Source organism: Streptomyces sp. NPDC047043, assembly GCF_040644055.1.
GTDB lineage: Bacteria > Actinomycetota > Actinomycetes > Streptomycetales > Streptomycetaceae > Streptomyces.
In genome coordinates, this window is sequence record NZ_JBEYVO010000011.1 from 256567 (window position 1) to 274381 (window position 17815).

Here is a 17815-nt window from a genome sequence, read left to right on the forward strand (position 1 = left end):
CGGCGCCGCGGGCCGGGGACGCGCCCGCCGCGGCAGCGGCTGACCGACAACGGCTCCTCCGCCTTGCAGCTGCACGCCCTCCGCCCGGCCCCGGTCGAGCGGAGGGCGTCCATGGCCCCGCTCGGATCGCCTGCAGGGCGCCGTTTCCCGCGGTCGGGCTGATCCGCCGCCCCACTCATCCCCCACCCTTGTTCTGGAGAACTCCCTTGAGACGCAACCTCGTTCGCCTGCTCATGGCTGCGCTCGTCGCCATGCCTGCCTGCCTCGCCGGACCGGGCACCGCCGCCCGCGCCGCCGTGCCCGACTCCCCCGCGGTGACCTACACCAACCCGATCGCGGAGAAGCGGGCCGACCCCCAGATCTACAAACACACCGACGGCTACTACTACTTCACCGCGACCGTGCCCGAGTACGACCGCATCGTGCTGCGCCGGGCCACCACCATCCAGGGCCTGTCGACGGCCGCCGAGACCACGATCTGGACCAAGCACAGCAGCGGGGTCATGGGCGCGCACATCTGGGCGCCGGAGATCCACTACATCGACGGCAAGTGGTACGTGTACTTCGCCGCCGGGTCGACCAGTGACCAGTGGGCGATCCGGATGTACGTGCTCGAAGGCACCGGTGCCAATCCGCTCACCGCCACCTGGACCGAGAAGGGCCAGATCAAGACGGCCTGGGAGAGCTTCTCGCTCGACTCCACCACCTTCGTCGTGAACGGCGTCCGCTACCTCGCCTGGGCCCAGCGCAACCCGTCCGAGGACAACAACACCAGCCTGTTCATTGCCAAGTTGGCCAATCCCTGGACGATTCAGGGGACTCCGGCCGAGATCTCGCAGCCGACGCTGTCCTGGGAGACCGTCGGCTACAAGGTCAACGAGGGCCCCGCGGTGATCCAGCACGGCGGCAAGGTCTTCATGACGTACTCGGCGAGCGCCACGGACGCCAACTACTGCCTGGGGATGCTCACCGCATCCGCGACGGCCGACCTGACCGACCCGGCGTCCTGGTCGAAGGGTTCGCAGCCGGTCTTCAAGTCGAACGACTCGACCTCGCAGTACGGCCCCGGCCACAACTCCTTCACCGTCTCCGAGGACGGCAAGTCGGACATCCTCGTCTACCACGACCGCAGCTACAAGGACATCACCGGCGACCCGCTGAACGACCCCAACCGCCGCACCCGCGTCCAGAAGATCTACTGGAAGGCCGACGGCACCCCCGACTTCGGCATCCCGGTCGCCGACGGCGTCACCCCGCAGCGCTTCTCGTCGTACAACTACCCGGACCGCTTCATCCGCCACTACGACTACCGCGCGAAGATCGAGGCGAGCGTCAGCCCGCTCGCGGACTCGCAGTTCCGTGTCGTGACCGGGCTGGCCGGCAGCGGGACGGTCTCGCTGGAGTCGGCCAACTACCCCGGCTACTACCTCCGTCACAAGAACTTCGAGGTGTGGCTGGAGAAGAACGACGGGACGTCGGCCTTCGCCTCCGACGCCACGTTCTACAAGCGGGCCGGTCTGTCCGACTCCGCCGGCGTCTCCTACGAGTCGTACAACTACGCCGGGCGCTACATCCGGCACTACAACTACCTGCTGTACGTGCAGACCCCGAGCACGGCGACGGACAAGGGGGACGCCACCTTCTACGGGCAGTGATCCCCGCGGACCTGAACAGCCCTGACTCACCAGGTCAGGTGCAGGGCCTCCGGTGAACGGTGGATCATCGTCGGCCGCATGGTGACCGGACGGTCGTCCGCCAGTCGAAGTCCCGGCAGCCTGCGGGTCAACTCCTCCAGTGTGAGGCGGAGTTGCTCGCGGGCCAGCTGGGAGCCGGGGCATCCGTGGGCGCCGAGGCCGAAGGCGAGGTGGCGTTCGGCGGTGCGGGTGATGTCGAACTCGTCGGGGCGCGGATGGCGGGCGGCGTCCCGGTTGGCGCCGCCGAACGCCACGAACAGCGTTGCCCCGGCGGGGAGTTCGGTACCGGCGAGGGTGACCGGGCCGGTGGTGACCCGGCGGAAGCCCTGCAGGGCGCCGTCGTAGCGGGCGGCCTCCTCGACGGCCGCCGGGATCCGCTCGGGTTCGGCGCACAGCAACTCCCACTGACGCGGGTGCCGCAGCAGGTGCAGGACGGTCGTGCCGATGAGTGCGGTCGTGGTCAAGTGCCCGGCGATCAGCAGGTTCTGGAGATGGGCGACGAGTTCGTGCCGGTGCTCCAGAGTCAGCTCGCCCGCACCCTCACTCTCGCCTTCGCCGACGAGGGACGCGACCAGCTCCGTACAGAGGTCCTCGCGCGGCTCGGCGTGCCGCTCGCGTGCGTACCGGTCGAGGATGTGCTGCATGGCGACGACGTCCTCGGCCGCGGCGACCTGCTCGTCCTCCTCCAGCGGGCGGAACAGCAGCTCCTCGGCCCGATGCCCGCCGTGCACGACGGCCGGCACGTCGGCGGGGTCGAGCCCGACAACACGGCCGATGACGTCACCGGGGAGCTTCCCGGCGTACGCCGACATCAGCTCGACATGGCCGTCCTTCACGAAGCCGTCGACCAGGGCGGCAGCCCGCTCGGCGGCATACGGCAGTGCGGCAGCGACACGGGCCGGCGACAGCCCGCGCACGATCGGCGCGCGTAACTGCTGGTGGAGTGCGCCGTCGGCGGTGACCACGACGGGCCGCCCGCCGAACCCGCCGCCGAGGACGGCGAGCGCGGCGGGCGCGGGCAGCACGTCGGGCAGGAGAGCGTTCGCCGAGGAGAACTCCGCGGGCCGGCGCAGGACTTCGCGTACGTCGGCGTCGCGGGCGACCAGCCAGGCGTCGAGTTCGGCGACGTGGGTCAGCCCGTCCGCAAGTCGCGCACGCTCGTAGTGCGGGTAGGGGTCGCGCTGCAACTCGTCCAGTCTGCCGTGCAGTTCACGATCCACGAGACGCCCTCCCGGCCGGCGGTGGTGCGGGGTCGGGCTCATGGTGCCGTACGGGTGTGCGGATGCGGTAGGTGTCTGCAGCAGCACGGACGTGGCGGTCAGAACACCACGGACCAGCCCTCGCGGGCGGCCTGCTCGGCGGTGTACGAGACGCCGTGCACCTTGAGACCACCGGCGTCCAGGAGGGTGATCTCCCCGCCGTGGTTGCCGAGTTGGGCGCCGCCGGTGAGACGGACGAGCAGACAGGCACCGGCGGCGAGCGGCCCCGGCGGCACGGCGGAACTCTGGCCGATGCGGTCGACGAGGTGCCAGCCGGTCAGGTCGAGGGGCGCGGGCGAGGCGTTGATCAGGGTCACCGTCTCCGCCTCGGGCGCCGGGCCGGGCGGGTTGACGAGCGCCGCGACGATGCGAACCGGCCGGGTGCCCGGCTCGGGACGGTCGCCGTCGACGTCGTCGAGGGCGTGTCCGGTGGCGTCGTCCGTGTGCCAGGACTGGCTCTGGAAGGCGAGGAAGATGCCGACCCAGCGGTCCTGCGCCGGGAAGTGGACGAGCATCCCGCCGTCCTGCCAGACGCCGTCGTCGCGCTGGAACTTCCGGCTGTTGCCCTGGTTCATGTGGATGTCGTGCAGGCCGTTGCCGGGCAGGAAGCCGAACACCTTGTCCTTGACGGCCGGTTCGGGACCGAAGCGCTCGCCGAAGACGTACAGCCGGGCCTCGCCGTCCTCGACCGCGCGCTGTACGTAGTGGTCGAGGACGTCGGCCAGGTCGTTGTCCGGGCCGGAGACGTCCGGGGGCAGGGTCCGCATCTTCGCGGGGTCGAAGAGGTTGCCGCGCACGAAGTCGAGGTTCGGGCCGCCGGGCCCGGGCGGCAGGGTGTTCCAGCCGCTCGGCAGGCCGTTCAGGCGGGCGGTGACGGGGTGCCGGAAGTCCTCGTCGACGAGGTAGAGCAGCTCGGAGGGCCGCTCCTGGGACAGGACGTTGACGGCGGCGCGGTAGTGCGTGCCGCCGTCGTCCTTGAGGTGGATCTGGTAGTGCGGTGTGTCGGCGGCGCCCTCGCGCCGCGTGCCGACCGCCTGCGTGATGAGTACGCCGTAGGCCTTGAGTGGCATGGCGACCAACTTCCCCCGGGGGCAGGCGGATTGCCCGCCCATGGGGTGAATGGTAGAGGGATGGGAGCTTATGCGACCCCGCGTTCGCGGTGATTTCATCGCTGGGCCAAGTGTGTGACGCGCCGATGAACACCCCTCTGAGCAGCCCGGATTCCCTACGATTCGTTACGTGGTCAACTTCCTCCTCGAACGCACGGCACCGCTCCCCCTCGACGAGGCATGGCGCCGCCTCACCGAGTGGACCCATCATGGCGAGGTGGTCCCCCTGACCCGCGTCACGGTCACCACTCCCCCGCCGACCCGTGAGGGCACGGTCTTCGTGGCACGTTCGGGGCTCGGTCCGCTGGCCTTCGACGACCCGATGGAGGTCACGGTGTGGCGCCCGCCGACGGACGACACCCACGGTCTGTGCCGGCTGGAGAAGCGGGGGAGGGTCGTGACGGGGTGGGCCGAACTGGAGGTGCGGCCGGGGCCGGGCGGGCGCAGCCGGGTGGTCTGGCGCGAGGAGTTGGCGGTCCGGTGGCTGCCGGGCCTCTTCGATCCGGTCCTCCGGCAGGCGGCCCGCCATGTGTTCGGCCGAGCGGTCAACCGCCTCCTCAGGATGCCGTGATGCCTGCCGCGCGGGCCCACTGGGAGGACATGTTCGCCGCGGGCAAGGGCTTCCACCGCGCCGACGACCGCGAGATGGGGCTGCTCGCCGAGGCCGTACGCCCACGCGCCGGAACCCGGGCCCTGGACGTCGGCTGCGGCCTCGGTACGTACGCGGCCGCCCTGGCCGGTCTCGGCTACCGCACGCTCGCGGTCGACTGGGCCGACTCGGCGGTGGCGGCGACACGGGACCGGTACGCCGACCTGGAACCCCGGCTGGAGGTGGCCGGGCTCGACTTCGAGGACGCGACGGCACGCCTGCCGCAGGCCGCCTTCCACCTCGTCACCATGCGGCTCGTCCTCGCGTTCATGGCGGACAAGGAGGCGGCCTCGGAGCGGGTGCGGGGACTGCTGGCGCCCGGCGGTGCATGGGTGGTGACGACACCGCTGGCGGAGCGGCTGCCCGAGGAGCGCCGCCACATCGGGCTGACGGCGGCCGAGGTCGGCGCGCTCCTGGGCGACTGGAGCCGGGGCCACTGGTACGACCTTGAGCCGGACGGGCTGCGCATCGTCGTGCTGCGCGCACCCGTCCGCTGATCGCCCGGCTGTCGGGGCCGGTCGTGCGCGGCATGCAACAGTGGTCGCCATGACGGCAGTTGACGGTACGACCGTGGTGGTGGACGAGGTCGAGGCGCTCGCGGTGGACGGGCTGCGCCGGCTGCTCGCGACGGCGCGGGAGACGGACGGCGGCGGACTCGGCTGGCCGGAGAAGCCCTCCGACGACGAGCTCGACCCGACGTTCTACAGCGGTACGGCAGGAGTGGTGCCGGTGCTCCTGGAGGCACGACGGCACTTCGGCGACGACTCCTACGGCGACACCGCCCTGCGCGCGGCCCGCGGCCTGGCCGCAGCCGTCGACGACGCCGACCACGACGGCCTGTACTTCGGCCGCACCGGAATCGCCGTCGCCCTGCGGGCCGTTCACGACGAGCTCGGCGACGGCGCTGCCGGTGCCGCCGCGGACCGGACCCTTCAGGGCGTGCGGTCACGCTTCGACGGGACCCGCTGGGGCGAGCTGTTCGAGCTCATGGGCGGCAACGCGGGCATCGGGCTGGGCGCATCGGCGCTGGGCGACGCCGAGTTGGCCGTACTCGCCATGGAGCCCTATCTGCGTACGGCCGAGAAGACCCCGGCGGGCGTCCACTGGGCGCACCGCCCGGACGCGGTGTCGCGCCTGCACCACATCTCGCACGGCACCCTCGGCATGGTCGCCGGGCTGGCCGAGGTGGGCCGGGCGACCGGCCGTGCGGACTTCGTCGAGGCGGCGCTGGCCGGTGCCGCGGACGTCGTGTCCCGCGACGAGGCCGGTCCGGACGGCTTCCTGGTCCCGCACTCGGACCCGCACTACCGCCCCGACATCGTGCAGCGCATCAGCTACGGCTGGTGCCACGGCCCGGCGGGCGACGCCCAGGTCTTCCGACTGCTCAGGGACGTCACCGGCGATCCCGTCTGGCCGGCCCTCGCCGACCGCTGCTGGCACACCGTGGTCCGCTCCGGGATCCCCGAGCGGCTGCGCCCCGGCTTCTGGGACAACAACGGCCGCTGCTGCGGTACGGCCGGTGTCCTCGCCCTGGCCTGCGACCGGATGGCCGAGCAGGGCGACGGCGCCGAGTTCGCCCGCGTCCTCGTCGCCGACATCGTCGCCCGGGCGACCCGGGACGGCGAGGGCACCCGCTGGTCGAACTTCGAGCACCGGGCCACCCCGGGCGACCTCGAACCCCACACCGGGTGGGCGATGGGCAACGCGGGCATCGTGCGGGAACTGCTGCGCTTCGTACGGCTGAGCCGCGGCGGCGACCCGGCGTACGCGGTCACCTGGCCGGACCAGCCGCCGGTGCGCCCGGCGGCCTGAGCACTCCCGGACGGCTCAGGCCACCGACCCGATCCGCCGCGCCGGCGCCGACGTGGCGTCGTGGTGGATCGGGGTGTGCGCGCCGGTCAGCGAGGCCCCGCTGCCGCCACGGCGGTTGGCGACGATCTCCGAGGCGATCGACAGGGCCGTCTCCTCGGGCGTACGAGCACCGAGGTCGAGGCCGATCGGGGACCGCAGCCGGGCCAACTCCAGCTCGGTGACGCCGACTTCGCGAAGGCGTTCGTTGCGGTCGAGGTGGGTGCGGCGGGAGCCCATGGCGCCGACGTACGCCACCGGGAGGCGCAACGCCAGCTGCAGCAGGGGTACGTCGAACTTTGCGTCGTGCGTGAGCACGCACAGGACCGTGCGGCCGTCCACGGACGTCCGCTCCAGGTACTTGTGCGGCCATTCGACGACGATGTCGTCCGCCTCCGGGAAGCGGGTCCTGGTGGCGAAGACGGGACGGGCGTCGCACACCGTCACGTGGTAGTTCAGGAACTTGCCGATCCGCACCAGCGCCGACGCGAAGTCGATCGCGCCGAACACGATCATCCGGGGCGGCGGTACGGACGACTCCACCAGGACCGTGAGCGGGGCCCCGCAGCGCGAGCCCTGTTCGCCGATCTCCAGGGTGCCGGTGCGGCCGGCGTCCAGGAAGGCGGACGACTCGGCGGCGACCGTGCGGTCGAGTTCGGGGTGGGCGCCGAAGCCGCCCTCGTACGAGCCCTCGGGGCTCACCAGCAGCGCGCGGCCCAGCAGTTGGGCCGGGCCCGACACGATCCGCGCCACCGCCGCCGCCTCCCCACGAGCGGCGGCGGCCAGCGCGGCCGCGGCCACCGGCCGGGCGGGGTCACCGGCCCGTACCGGAGTGACGAGGATGTCGATGATGCCGCCGCAGGTCAGGCCGACGGCGAAGGCGTCCTCGTCGCTGTAGCCGAACCTCTCCAGGACGGTTTCGCCGTCCTCGAGGGCCTGCCCGCACAGGTCGTACACGGCGCCCTCCACACAGCCCCCGGAGACCGAGCCGATCGCCGTGCCGTCGGCGTCCACCGCGAGGGCGGCGCCCGGCTGGCGCGGGGCGCTGCCGCCGACGGCCACCACCGTGGCCACGGCGAAGTCGCGTCCCTGCTCGACCCACCGGTTCAGCTCCTCGGCGATGTCCAGCATCTGTCGGTCTCCTAACGGGGTTTGTGTGGAGGGCCATTGAAGGGCGGCTAGTGCACGCCCATCCAGCTCTCTATGGGATTGAGGGAGAAATAGACCAGGAAGATCACTGTCAGGCCCCACATGAAGGCACCGATCTCCCGCGCCTTGCCCTGGGCGATCTTGATGGCGACGTAGGAGATGACTCCGGCCGCGACGCCCGCGGTGATGGAGTACGTGAACGGCATGATCACCACGGTCAGGAAGACCGGGATCGCGGTGGCGCGGTCGGCCCAGTCCACATGGCGGGCGTTCATCATCATCATGGCGCCGATGACCACCAGGGCCGCCGCGGCGACCTCGCCGGGGACGATCGCCGTCAGCGGGGTGAAGAACAGACAGGCCGCGAAGAACAGGCCGGTGACCACGGAGGAGAGTCCGGTACGGGCTCCCTCGCCGACGCCGGTCGCGGACTCGACGAACACGGTCTGGCCGGAGGCGCCCGCGACGCCGCCGATCGCGCCGCCCGCGCCGTCGATGAACAGCGCCTTGGACAGGCCCGGCATCCGGCCCTGCTCGTCGGCCAGCTTGGCCTCGGTGCCGACGCCGATGATCGTCGCCATGGCGTCGAAGAAGCCGGCGAGCACGAGCGTGAACACGATCATGCCGACCGTCATCGCGCCGACGCTGCCCCAGCCGCCGAACTCGACGTGCCCGAAGATCGAGAAGTCCGGCATGGAGACCGCGCTGCCGTGCAGTTCGGGAGCGCCGCTCGCCCACTGCTCGGGGTCGATGACGCCAAGTCCGTTGAGAACCACGGCGAGTACGGTGCCGCCGACGATGCCGATCAGGATCGCGCCGGGGATGCCGCGCGCCTGCAGCATGAAGATCGCGAGGAGGGTGGCAGCGAAGAGCAGCACGGGCCAGCCGGCGAGTTCACCGGTCGGGCCGAGGGTGACCGGGGTCGCCTTGCCCTGGTGCACGAAGCCCGCCTTCACCAGGCCGATCAGGGCGACGAACAGGCCGATGCCCATGGTGATCGCGTGCTTGAGGGCGAGCGGAATCGCATTCATGATCATCTCGCGCAGGCCGGTGACGACCAGCAGCATGATGACGACGCCGTACATCACGCACATGCCCATGGCCTGCGGCCAGGTCATCTGCGGGGCGACCTGCGAGGACAGGACGCCGGAGACGGAGAGGCCGGCGGCGAGCGCCAGGGGCACCTTGCCGAAGAAGCCCATCAGCAGCGTGGTGAAGGCCGCCGCGAACGCGGTCGCGGTGATGAGGGCCTTCTGCCCGAGCGTGTCCCCGGCCGCGTCCTTGCCGGACAGGATCAGGGGGTTGAGCAGGAGGATGTACGCCATCGCCATGAAGGTGGTGACGCCGCCGCGCACCTCGCGCGCGACCGAGGATCCTCGCTGGGATATGTGAAAGTACCGGTCGAGCCAGGACCTGCCGGCCGGGATACGGGTTCCTTCACCCGCATCGTCGGCGGCGGTCGTCGGCTCCAGGGACTGCTGGGTCATGTGGGCCTACTCCCAAGGTTCACAGGGGCACCCGCGGTTGCTCTGCGTTTGCGGGATTTGGGAAGGTGCTTCGGCCGCACGACCCGGGGGACGGCCCGAGACGAACGAACTCTCTGGTACTGACGGTGGTGCCGGTGGTGCTTCAAGTTCCGCGAGCGGTGCGGTGCTTGAGTACTCCGGGCGGCGCGGCGAAGTGTGACGTTCCCGGCGCCGCCCGGAGAGACTTGCCGCTACGCCGTGCCGGTCAGGTGCTCCGGACGGACCGGCGTGCGGTTGAGCTCCAGCCCGGTCGCGTTCCGGATCGCCGCGAGGACGGCCGGGGTCGACGACAGGGTGGGTGCCTCGCCGACGCCCCGCAGCCCGTACGGGGCGTGGTCGTCGGCGAGTTCGAGCACGTCGACAGGGATGATCGGCGTGTCGAGGATCGTCGGAAGCAGGTAGTCCGTGAAGGACGGGTTCCTGACCTTCGCGGTCTTGGGATCGACGATGATCTCCTCCATCACCGCGATGCCCATGCCCTGGAGGGTGCCGCCCTGGATCTGGCCGATGACGGACAGCGGGTTGAGCGCCTTGCCGACGTCCTGGGCGCAGGCCAGCTCGATCACCTTGACCAGGCCGAGCTCGGTGTCGACCTCGACGACGGCGCGGTGCGCGGCGAAGGAGTACTGGACGTGGCCGAAGCCCTGGCCGGTGCGCAGGTCGAAGGCCTCGGTGGGGCGGTGCCGCCACTCCGCCTCGACCTCGACGGACTCGCCTTCCAGTAGGTCGGCCAGGTCGGCGAGGACCTCGCCGCCGTCGGTGACGACCTTGCCACCCTCGAGCAGCAACTCCGCCGTCGCCCAAGCCGGGTGGTACGGACCGAACTTGCTGCGGCCGATCTCCAGGACCTTCTCCCGGACGAGCTCGCAGGAGTTCTTGACGGCGCCACCGGTGACGTACGTCTGCCGCGACGCGGACGTCGAACCGGCGGAACCGACCTGTGTGTCCGCGGGGTGGATCGTCACCTGCGCGACGCCGAGTTCGGTGCGGGCGATCTGCGCGTGGACGGTGACACCGCCCTGGCCGACCTCCGCCATCGCGGTGTGGACGATGGCGACGGGCTCGCCGCCCACGACCTCCATGCGGACCTTGGCCGTCGAGTAGTCGTCGAAGCCCTCGGAGAAGCCGACGTTCTTGATGCCGACCGCGTAACCGACACCGCGTACGACGCCCTCGCCGTGGGTGGTGTTGGACAGACCGCCGGGCAGCTGACGTACGTCGGCCTCCTCCCCGGCCAGGAGCCACTGCTGCTCCGGCGGCAGTGGCATCGCCTTGACGCGGCGCAGGAGTTCGGCGACCGGCGCCGGCGAGTCGACGGGCTGCCCGGTCGGCATGATCGTGCCCTGCTCCATCGCGTTGAGCTGACGGAACTCCACCCGGTCCATGCCCACCTTGTCGGCGAGCTTGTCCATCTGGGCCTCGTAGGCGAAGCACGCCTGGACCGCGCCGAAGCCGCGCATCGCGCCGCAGGGCGGGTTGTTGGTGTAGAGCGCGATGGCCTCGATGTCGACGTCGTCGACCACGTACGGGCCGACGCTCAGCGAGGAGGCGTTGCCGACGACCGCCGGGGAGGCGGAGGCGTAGGCGCCGCCGTCCAGGACGATCCGGCACTTCATGTGGGTGAGCTTGCCGTCCTTGGTCGCCCCGTGCTCGTAGTAGAGCTTGGCGGGGTGGCGGTGGACGTGCCCGAAGAAGGACTCGAAGCGGTTGTAGACGATCTTGACGGGCTTGCCGGTGCGCAGCGCGAGCAGGCAGGCGTGGATCTGCATCGACAGGTCCTCGCGTCCGCCGAAGGCGCCGCCGACGCCGGAGAGCGTCATCCGGACCTTGTCCTCGGGCAGGCCCAGGACCGGGGCGATCTGGCGCAGGTCGGAGTGCAGCCACTGGGTGGCGATGTAGAGGTCGACGCCGCCGTCCTCCGAGGGCACCGCGAGACCGGACTCCGGGCCGAGGAAGGCCTGGTCCTGCATGCCGAAGGTGTACTCGCCCTTGACGACGAAGTCGGCCTTCTTGGCGGCCTCTTCGGCGTTGCCGCGCACGATCGGCTGGCGGTGCACGATGTTCGGGTGCGGGACGTGCCCGATGTGGTGGTCGTCGCGGTTCTCGTGGACCAGGATCGCGTCCGGCGCGGTCGCGGAGGCCTCGTCGGTGATGACCGGCAGCTCGCGGTAGTCCACCTTGATCTTGGCGGCGGCACGGCGCGCGGTCTCCGGATGGTCGGCGGCGACGATGGCGACCGGCTCGCCGTGGTGACGCACCTTGCCGTGCGCGAGGACCGGGGTGTCCTGGATCTCCAGGCCGTAGTTCTTCACCGCGGTCGGCAGGTCGTCGTACGTCATGACGGCGTACACGCCCGGGGTCTTCAGCGCCTCGCTCGTGTCGATCGAGACGATCTCCGCGTGCGCGACCGTGGAGCGCAGGATCTGGCCCCAGAGCATGTCCTCGTGCCACATGTCGGACGAGTACGCGAACTCGCCGGTGACCTTGAGGGTGCCGTCCGGGCGGAGCGTGGACTCACCGATGCCGCCCTTGGTCCGGGAACCCTGGGTGACCTTGGTGGGCGTACCGATGGGAGCGCCGTTGCTGGGCATCGTCAGACCGCCTCTCCCTGCCGGGCGGCCGCCAGGCGGACCGCGTCCATGATCTTCTCGTAGCCGGTGCAGCGGCACAGGTTGCCCGACAGGGCCTCGCGGATGTCCGCGTCGGTCGGGTTCGGGTTGCGCTCGAGCATCTCGTCGGCGGCGACCAGCAGACCCGGGGTGCAGAAGCCGCACTGGACGGCGCCGGCGTCGATGAACGCCTGCTGGATCGGGGAGAGTTCGGTGCCCTCGCCGGTCTGCGAGTCCTGGCCCTTGGCAGCCCAGTGCTGGGCGTCCTGCAGCGACGTACCGCAGGCACCGGTGGCGCAACCGCCGTGCTCGGCGCGCTGCTTGGCGAAGTCCGCGAGCCCTTCGACGGTCACGACGTCACGGCCCTCGACCTGGCCGGCCGCGACCAGACACGAACACACCGGGACGCCGTCCAGGCGGACCGTGCAGGAGCCGCACTCGCCCTGCTCGCAGGCGTTCTTGGAGCCGGGCAGGCCCAGGCGCTCGCGCAGGACGTAGAGCAGGCTCTCGCCCTCCCAGACGTCGTCGGCTTCCTGCGGGCGTCCGTTGACGGTGAAGTTGACGCGCATTACGCAGCTCCCTCGGTGGTGCGGCGGGCGCCGCGGTACGACTCCCAGGTCCAGGTCAGCGTGCGGCGGGCCATCACGCCCACCGCGTGGCGGCGGTAGCTCGCCGTGCCCCGGACGTCGTCGATCGGGTTGCAGGCGCCGGAGCACAGCTCCGCGAACTGCTTGGCGACCGACGGGGTGATGATCTTTCCGTTGTCCCAGAAGCCGCCCTCTTCGAGCGCCGCGTTCAGGAACTCCTCGGCGGCCTTGGCCCGGACCGGGGTGGGCGCCGCGGACCCGATGCCGGTGCGCACGGTGCGGGTCTCGGAGTGCAGCGCGAGCCCGAAGGCGCACACGGCGATCACCATGGCGTTGCGCGTACCGACCTTGGAGTACTGCTGCGGGCCGTCGGCCTTCTTGATGTGCACGTTCTTGATGAGCTCGTCGGGGGCGAGCGCGTTGCGCTTGACGCCGGTGTAGAACTCGTCGATCGGGATCAGCCGGGAGCCGCGCACCGACTCGACCTCGACCTCGGCGCCCGCCGCTAGCAGCGCGGGGTGGGCGTCGCCGGCCGGGGAGGCGGTGCCGAGGTTGCCGCCGACGCCGCCGCGGTTGCGGATCTGCGGGGAGGCGACCGTGTGCGAGGCGAGGGCGAGACCCGGCAGTTCGGCGCGCAGGTGCTCCATGATCTCGGTGTACGGGACGGAGGCACCCAGCCGCACCGTCTCCTCGCCGACCTCCCACTCGGTGAGGTCGGTGATGCGGTTCAGGTCGAGCAGGTACTCGGGCCGCCGGTGGTCGAAGTTGATCTCGACCATCACATCGGTGCCGCCCGCAATGGGCACAGCGGTGGGGTGCTCAGCCTTGGCGGCGAGCGCCTCCTCCCAGCTGGCGGGGCGAAGGAAGTCCATGACCGGCTCTCTTCTTCGTCTCGTGGGTCGAACGGATCGAGCCAGATCGGGTGCGGCGGGACCGGCTCGTTCATGTGCTGTTTACGCGGAGTGGAGTCAGTACACAGCGACGTGCCGCGGCCCGGTCAGTCACCGAAACCATGAAGGAGTTGGCTGGCCAGGGCGGGCATCTTGTAGATTCGTATGAACGGAGGTCATCAGTAACCGCCTCGTTTTCCTGTGGAAACGCGAGACACACCCCGCGTGACCTGGGACACGGCCCTGGAGACGGTGAGCACCGCTCATCACCTCACCGGACGGGCACCCTCATCACAAGGTCCTCAAAGTTCATCGTAGATTTCGAGACAAAGATCGGCGGCGACGAGAATGCGGCTGCGCGCACTGCTGGACACCGACGCGCTGGGCCTGCGGCTGCTCGGCGGCGAGGACGAGCTGGATCGCACCGTGCGCGGTGTGATGACCACCGACCTCCGGGATCCCAGCCGGTACCTCTCGGGCGGGGAGCTGGTGCTCACGGGTCTGGCCTGGCGCCGGGACGCCGACGACTCCGAGCCGTTCGTACGGATCCTGGTGCAGGCCGGCGTGGCCGCGCTGGCGGCCGGCGAGGCGGAGCTGGGTGACATCCCGGACGACCTGGTCGTGGCCTGCGCCCAGCACCGCCTCCCGCTGTTCGCGGTGCACGAGTCGGTGGCCTTCGCGACGATCACCGAGCATGTCGTACGGCAGGTCTCCGGCGAGCGCGCCGGGGACCTCGCGGCGGTCGTGGACCGGCACCGGCGGATGATGACCTCCGGCCCGGCGGGCGGCGGCCCGGACGTGGTGCTCGACCTGCTCGGCTCCGACCTGGACCTGCGGGCCTGGGTGCTGTCCCCCACCGGGCGGCTGATCGCGGGCCCGAAGGTCGCGGGCCCCGGGCTGCCCGCGGACCTCTGCGCCCGGCTGGCCGCCGAGCACCTGGCCGCGGTGCGCACCGGCCGGCGCGGGCCGCACCGGGTGACCCTGGGCCCGGGCACGTACAGCCTCTTCCCGATCCGCAGCTGGGGGCACCGCCCAGCGGTAGCTGGGGGAGGGCGCTCCGCGCAGGCCTCCCGGGACGTGCGCGAGACGGTGCTGTCGGACTGGCTGCTGGCCGTCGAGGCGGACGCCGGGGACTGGCCCGCCGAGCGGCTCGACCTGCTCCAGGGGGTCACGCAGCTGATCTCGGTCGAGCGGGACCGCCGGGACGCGGCGCGCACCGTGCGGCGCCGGCTCGCGCAGGAGGTCCTGGAGCTGGTGCAGACGGGTGCGGCGCCCGCCGAGATCGCCGCCCGGCTGCGGGTGGCCGCCCCGGTGCTGCTGCCCGGGCTCGGGGCCGCCCCGCACTGGCAGGTGGTCGTGGCCCGCGTCGAGTGGCAGGGCGGCGAGATCGAGGCGGGGCCGGTCACCCAGTCGCTCCTGGAGGAGATCCTCGTCGACCCGCTCGCCACGGGTCCCGAGCCCTCCGACCGCATCGCCGTCGCGCACACCGGCGACGAGGCGATCGCCCTCGTACCGCTGCCGGCGGTCTCCGCGGAGCACGACGGCTCCGAGTCCGGCATCCTCGCCGACGCGCTCCTGGCGTCCGTACGGGATCCGCTGTCGGCCGGTCTCGACGACGACGGGCAGGTCACGCTGGGTGTCAGTGCGGCCGTGCACTCGGCGGAGGGGCTGCGCGGGGCGCTGGAGGAGGCGCGGCACGCGCGCAGGGTCGCCGCGGCCCGCCCGGGCCGGGTGTGCGCGGCGGGGCACCAGGAGCTGGCCTCGCACGTGCTGCTGCTCCCCTTCGTCCCGGACGACGTGCGGCGGGCCTTCACCGCGCGGCTGCTGGATCCGCTGCGGGACTACGACCGCCGGCACCGCGCCGAACTGATCCCCACCCTCGAGGCGTTCCTCGACTGCGACGGCTCCTGGACGCGCTGCGCCACCCGGCTGCACCTGCACGTCAACACGCTGCGCTATCGGGTCGGGCGTATCGAGCAGTTGACGAGCCGTGACCTGTCGCGACTGGAGGACAAGCTCGATTTCTTCCTGGCGTTGCGCATGAGCTGAGGTCACCGGGGGATGACACTGGGGTGGCACCAAGTGCCGTCGCCGTCCCACGACTTTGTGAAATCCTTCACCCACCCCCTTGGCCGGGCGCCGCGATTCGTGCTGAGATGCCGCCACCACTCATAGCTCGATGGCGTGCTCGGGGAGGGCAACGTGGCGCATTCCGCCATGTCTGGTAACGGAACGACCGCCGGTGACGATCCTCTCCAGACCGCGGTATGGCGGCTGCGCTCGCGCGCCTGCTGGGCCGACGCGGCAGCCCTGCTCAGGCCCGACACCCCGGCGGCCGCGCTGCAGCGGGCCGCGCTGCTGGTGGAGCGGTGTCTGTACACCGAGCAGGGCTGGGAAGAGGCCGAGGACGCGCTGCGTACGGCGGAGGCGCTGGCCCACACCGACGACGAGCGGGGCGCGGCCGCTTGTGAACGCGGGCAACTTGCGTACGCGGCGACGCTGCACTCGGTGCGCGACCGGGCCGACGAGGCGCGGGCCGCGCTCGGCCGGGCGGCGGCGCTGATCGCTCCGGGGGCGGCGGGGCGGGCGGTGCTGGACTTCCGGCGCGGACTGCTCGCCGAGAACCTGGCCCGCTCCCCGCAGGCCGCCCGTGCGGCCTACCGGCGGGCGCACGCGGGCGCGACCGCACACGCCGACCCGCTGCTGCTGTCGTTCACCTGGCGCCACCTCGCCGGACTCGCCCTGCGGGAGGGCGAGTTGGCGGAGGCCCGGCACGGCTTCGCCGAATCCCTGCGGATCCGGGAGGAGTTGGGCTACCTGGTGGGCACGGCCCCGGCCCTGGCGTCCCTGGCGGACACGGAGCCGGAACCGGAAGCCTCGCGCCTTCGGGAGGAAGCGGGCCGGCTCTTCCGGCTCCTGGGGGGCGTACCGACGTGGCTGGCACGGCAGTTGACCCCGCCGGCGGCGGGCGCGGCGACGGCCTGAGGGCTGAGGGCCCTGCTCCCGCGGGAGATCGACTGAGAGGAACCTGAGAGGTTCCTGTGCCAGGCTGACGCGCCCCCGACCCCTTGGAGAAGCGTCCGATGAGCCTCGTCAACGGCCTGCCCGTCCATGTCCTTCTGGTCCACTTCGTCGTCGTACTGGTCCCGCTGACGGCACTGGCCCTGGTGGTGAGCGCCCTGTGGCCGTCGGCCGCGCGCAGGATGGGCCTGGTCCTGCCGGTGCTCGCGCTGGTCACCCTGGCGAGCGTGCCGCTGACCACACAGGCCGGCGAATGGCTGGAGCGGCACGTGACCGGCAACGCCCTGATACGGCGGCACGCGGAACTCGGGGACGGGCTGCTCCCCTGGGCCCTGGGACTGTTCGTGCTGGCGTCCGCGGTGTGGTGGACGACCCGCCGCACGCCCGCGCAGCAGGCCGGCGCCCGGTCCGCCTCCGTCGTGCGGATCGCGGCGGCGGTGCTGTCCGTCGCGGTGGCCGCGGGTGCCGTCGTGGACGTCTACCGCATCGGTGACTCCGGTGCGAAGGCCGCATGGCAGGGCGGGTTCTCGAAGACCGCGACCGGATCGGGAGACGGCGACGGCTGATCGGCCCGCAGCCGTCAGGACGCCCCCGGGAAGTGCTCCCCCACCAGCGACCGCACCACGTCCAGATCGCGGGCGATCAACGCGTCCAGGAGTGCCGCGTGTTCCACCGCGTCCGCCAGGAGGTCGGCGTGGCCGCGCGAGGCGGGGGCGCCGACCAGGGGCCACTGGGAGCGGCGGTGGAGGTCGTCGGCGATCTGGACCAGTTGCTCGTTGCCCGAGAGGGCCAGCAGCGCGCGGTGGAAGGTTCGGTCGGACTCGGCGTACGTCGCGCGGCAGCCGGAGGACGCGGCGCGGACCGTCGCCTCGGCGAGGGGGCGGAGTTCCGCCCAGCGTTCGGCGGGGACCGTACGGGCCAGCCGCAGCATCACCGGGAGCTCGATCAGGGCGCGGACCTCGGCCAGTTCGGCCAGCTCCCGCGCCCCGCGCTCGACCACCCTGAAGCCCCGGTTGGGCACGACCTCGACGGCGCCCTCGAGCGCGAGCTGCTGCATCGCCTCCCGTACGGGCGTCGCGGACACCCCGAACCGCTCGCCGAGCGCGGGCGCCGAGTAGACCTCGCCCGGCCTCAGCTCCCCGGCGACCAGCGCGGTGCGCAGGGCCTCGAGGATCTGGCCGCGGACGGAGGCCCGCTGCACCGGGCGGGGCCCGGGAATCGGCGTCTCGCTGTGCGTGTGCTCGCCGCGGGTGTCCGCCGGGGCGACGCCCCGCTGGCGGTCCACGTCCGCGGCCCTGGCCTGCGGCGGCACCCGGGGCGTCCCCGTACGGATGCTCTGCTCCACGGGGGCCTCCTCCGGATGTGTCGGTACTTGGGGTCATTACGGCGGGTTGTTACTCGTCCGTCAAGAACCATAGGCGCACAAGCCGTCAGTTCAAACACCGACGATCACGGGTAAGGTAAGGCTTACCTT

General features: G+C 71.7%; 15 protein-coding genes. 7 read left to right on the forward strand and 8 right to left on the reverse strand.

Annotated features, from left to right (window positions below; genetic code table 11):
- The first annotated feature begins 233 nt into the window (after positions 1–233).
- On the forward strand, positions 234–1655 hold the full coding sequence (locus tag ABZ880_RS19595; RefSeq protein ID WP_361264299.1) for a family 43 glycosylhydrolase: 1422 nt from the start codon (positions 234–236) through the stop codon (positions 1653–1655).
- A gap of 26 nt (positions 1656–1681) precedes the next feature.
- On the opposite strand, the gene ABZ880_RS19600 is transcribed toward ABZ880_RS19595, so the two are convergent.
- Together ABZ880_RS19600 and ABZ880_RS19605 are read right to left on the reverse strand one after the other, a co-directional pair.
- Complete coding sequence (locus ABZ880_RS19600) at positions 1682–2914, reverse strand: cytochrome P450 (protein WP_361264162.1); 1233 nt, start codon at positions 2912–2914, stop codon at positions 1682–1684.
- Between the two features lie 98 nt (positions 2915–3012).
- Positions 3013–4023, reverse strand: a complete 1011-nt coding sequence (locus ABZ880_RS19605) for a DUF2278 family protein (RefSeq protein WP_361264302.1) — start codon at positions 4021–4023, stop codon at positions 3013–3015.
- Positions 4024–4192: 169 nt separating this feature from the next.
- Between ABZ880_RS19605 and ABZ880_RS19610 the strand changes: the two genes are divergently transcribed.
- The 3 genes from ABZ880_RS19610 to ABZ880_RS19620 are packed head-to-tail and all read left to right on the forward strand — an operon-like array spanning position 4193 to position 6523.
- A complete protein-coding gene (locus ABZ880_RS19610; protein ID WP_361264165.1) occupies positions 4193–4633 on the forward strand; it encodes an SRPBCC family protein in 441 nt (146 codons plus the stop codon).
- Positions 4633–5208 carry a class I SAM-dependent methyltransferase gene (locus tag ABZ880_RS19615; RefSeq protein WP_361264167.1) on the forward strand — a complete coding sequence of 192 codons (576 nt, stop codon included), beginning with the start codon at positions 4633–4635 and terminating at the stop codon, positions 5206–5208. The genes ABZ880_RS19610 and ABZ880_RS19615 overlap by 1 nt, the downstream gene beginning before the upstream one ends.
- A 49-nt stretch (positions 5209–5257) precedes the next feature.
- Positions 5258–6523, forward strand: a complete 1266-nt coding sequence (locus ABZ880_RS19620) for a lanthionine synthetase LanC family protein (protein ID WP_361264170.1) — start codon at positions 5258–5260, stop codon at positions 6521–6523.
- A gap of 15 nt (positions 6524–6538) precedes the next feature.
- Here the strand turns inward: ABZ880_RS19620 and ABZ880_RS19625 are convergent, their stop codons facing one another.
- From ABZ880_RS19625 to ABZ880_RS19645, 5 genes are all read right to left on the reverse strand, one after another.
- Positions 6539–7690 carry an XdhC/CoxI family protein gene (locus ABZ880_RS19625; RefSeq protein ID WP_361264173.1) on the reverse strand — a complete coding sequence of 384 codons (1152 nt, stop codon included), beginning with the start codon at positions 7688–7690 and terminating at the stop codon, positions 6539–6541.
- 47 nt (positions 7691–7737) lie between these two features.
- Entirely contained in the window at positions 7738–9195 is a 1458-nt protein-coding gene (locus tag ABZ880_RS19630; protein ID WP_361264176.1) for an NCS2 family permease, read from the reverse strand.
- 230 nt (positions 9196–9425) lie between these two features.
- Positions 9426–11825: a molybdopterin cofactor-binding domain-containing protein gene (locus tag ABZ880_RS19635; protein WP_361264180.1), complete on the reverse strand. Its 2400-nt coding sequence runs from the start codon at positions 11823–11825 to the stop codon at positions 9426–9428.
- Positions 11826–11827: 2 nt separating this feature from the next.
- Entirely contained in the window at positions 11828–12412 is a 585-nt protein-coding gene (locus ABZ880_RS19640; RefSeq protein ID WP_361264183.1) for a (2Fe-2S)-binding protein, read from the reverse strand.
- Positions 12412–13302 carry a xanthine dehydrogenase family protein subunit M gene (locus ABZ880_RS19645; RefSeq protein ID WP_361264186.1) on the reverse strand — a complete coding sequence of 297 codons (891 nt, stop codon included), beginning with the start codon at positions 13300–13302 and terminating at the stop codon, positions 12412–12414. The genes ABZ880_RS19640 and ABZ880_RS19645 overlap by 1 nt, the downstream gene beginning before the upstream one ends.
- 366 nt (positions 13303–13668) lie before the next feature.
- Here ABZ880_RS19645 and ABZ880_RS19650 point away from each other — a divergent pair, with 366 nt between their 5' ends.
- From ABZ880_RS19650 to ABZ880_RS19660, 3 genes are all read left to right on the forward strand, one after another.
- Positions 13669–15369, forward strand: coding sequence for a PucR family transcriptional regulator ligand-binding domain-containing protein (locus ABZ880_RS19650; RefSeq protein ID WP_361264189.1), 1701 nt, complete (start codon positions 13669–13671; stop codon positions 15367–15369).
- Positions 15370–15522: 153 nt separating this feature from the next.
- Entirely contained in the window at positions 15523–16305 is a 783-nt protein-coding gene (locus ABZ880_RS19655; RefSeq protein ID WP_361264192.1) for a hypothetical protein, read from the forward strand.
- Between the two features lie 98 nt (positions 16306–16403).
- Positions 16404–16907, forward strand: coding sequence for a DUF2231 domain-containing protein (locus ABZ880_RS19660; protein WP_361264195.1), 504 nt, complete (start codon positions 16404–16406; stop codon positions 16905–16907).
- 14 nt (positions 16908–16921) lie between these two features.
- Here ABZ880_RS19660 and ABZ880_RS19665 read toward each other — a convergent pair whose 3' ends face one another.
- On the reverse strand, positions 16922–17686 hold the full coding sequence (locus tag ABZ880_RS19665; protein WP_361264198.1) for a GntR family transcriptional regulator: 765 nt from the start codon (positions 17684–17686) through the stop codon (positions 16922–16924).
- Positions 17687–17815 lie beyond the last annotated feature (129 nt).

Coding starts and splice junctions, on each gene's coding strand:
- ABZ880_RS19595 (WP_361264299.1), top strand. CDS start 234: ATGGCTGCGCTCGTCGCCATGCCTGCCTGCCTCGCCGGACCGGGCACC.
- ABZ880_RS19605 (WP_361264302.1), bottom strand. CDS start 4,023: ATGCCACTCAAGGCCTACGGCGTACTCATCACGCAGGCGGTCGGCACG.
- ABZ880_RS19615 (WP_361264167.1), top strand. CDS start 4,633: ATGCCTGCCGCGCGGGCCCACTGGGAGGACATGTTCGCCGCGGGCAAG.
- ABZ880_RS19620 (WP_361264170.1), top strand. CDS start 5,258: ATGACGGCAGTTGACGGTACGACCGTGGTGGTGGACGAGGTCGAGGCG.
- ABZ880_RS19625 (WP_361264173.1), bottom strand. CDS start 7,690: ATGCTGGACATCGCCGAGGAGCTGAACCGGTGGGTCGAGCAGGGACGC.
- ABZ880_RS19630 (WP_361264176.1), bottom strand. CDS start 9,195: ATGACCCAGCAGTCCCTGGAGCCGACGACCGCCGCCGACGATGCGGGT.
- ABZ880_RS19635 (WP_361264180.1), bottom strand. CDS start 11,825: ATGCCCAGCAACGGCGCTCCCATCGGTACGCCCACCAAGGTCACCCAG.
- ABZ880_RS19640 (WP_361264183.1), bottom strand. CDS start 12,412: ATGCGCGTCAACTTCACCGTCAACGGACGCCCGCAGGAAGCCGACGAC.
- ABZ880_RS19645 (WP_361264186.1), bottom strand. CDS start 13,302: ATGGACTTCCTTCGCCCCGCCAGCTGGGAGGAGGCGCTCGCCGCCAAG.
- ABZ880_RS19650 (WP_361264189.1), top strand. CDS start 13,669: ATGCGGCTGCGCGCACTGCTGGACACCGACGCGCTGGGCCTGCGGCTG.
- ABZ880_RS19660 (WP_361264195.1), top strand. CDS start 16,404: ATGAGCCTCGTCAACGGCCTGCCCGTCCATGTCCTTCTGGTCCACTTC.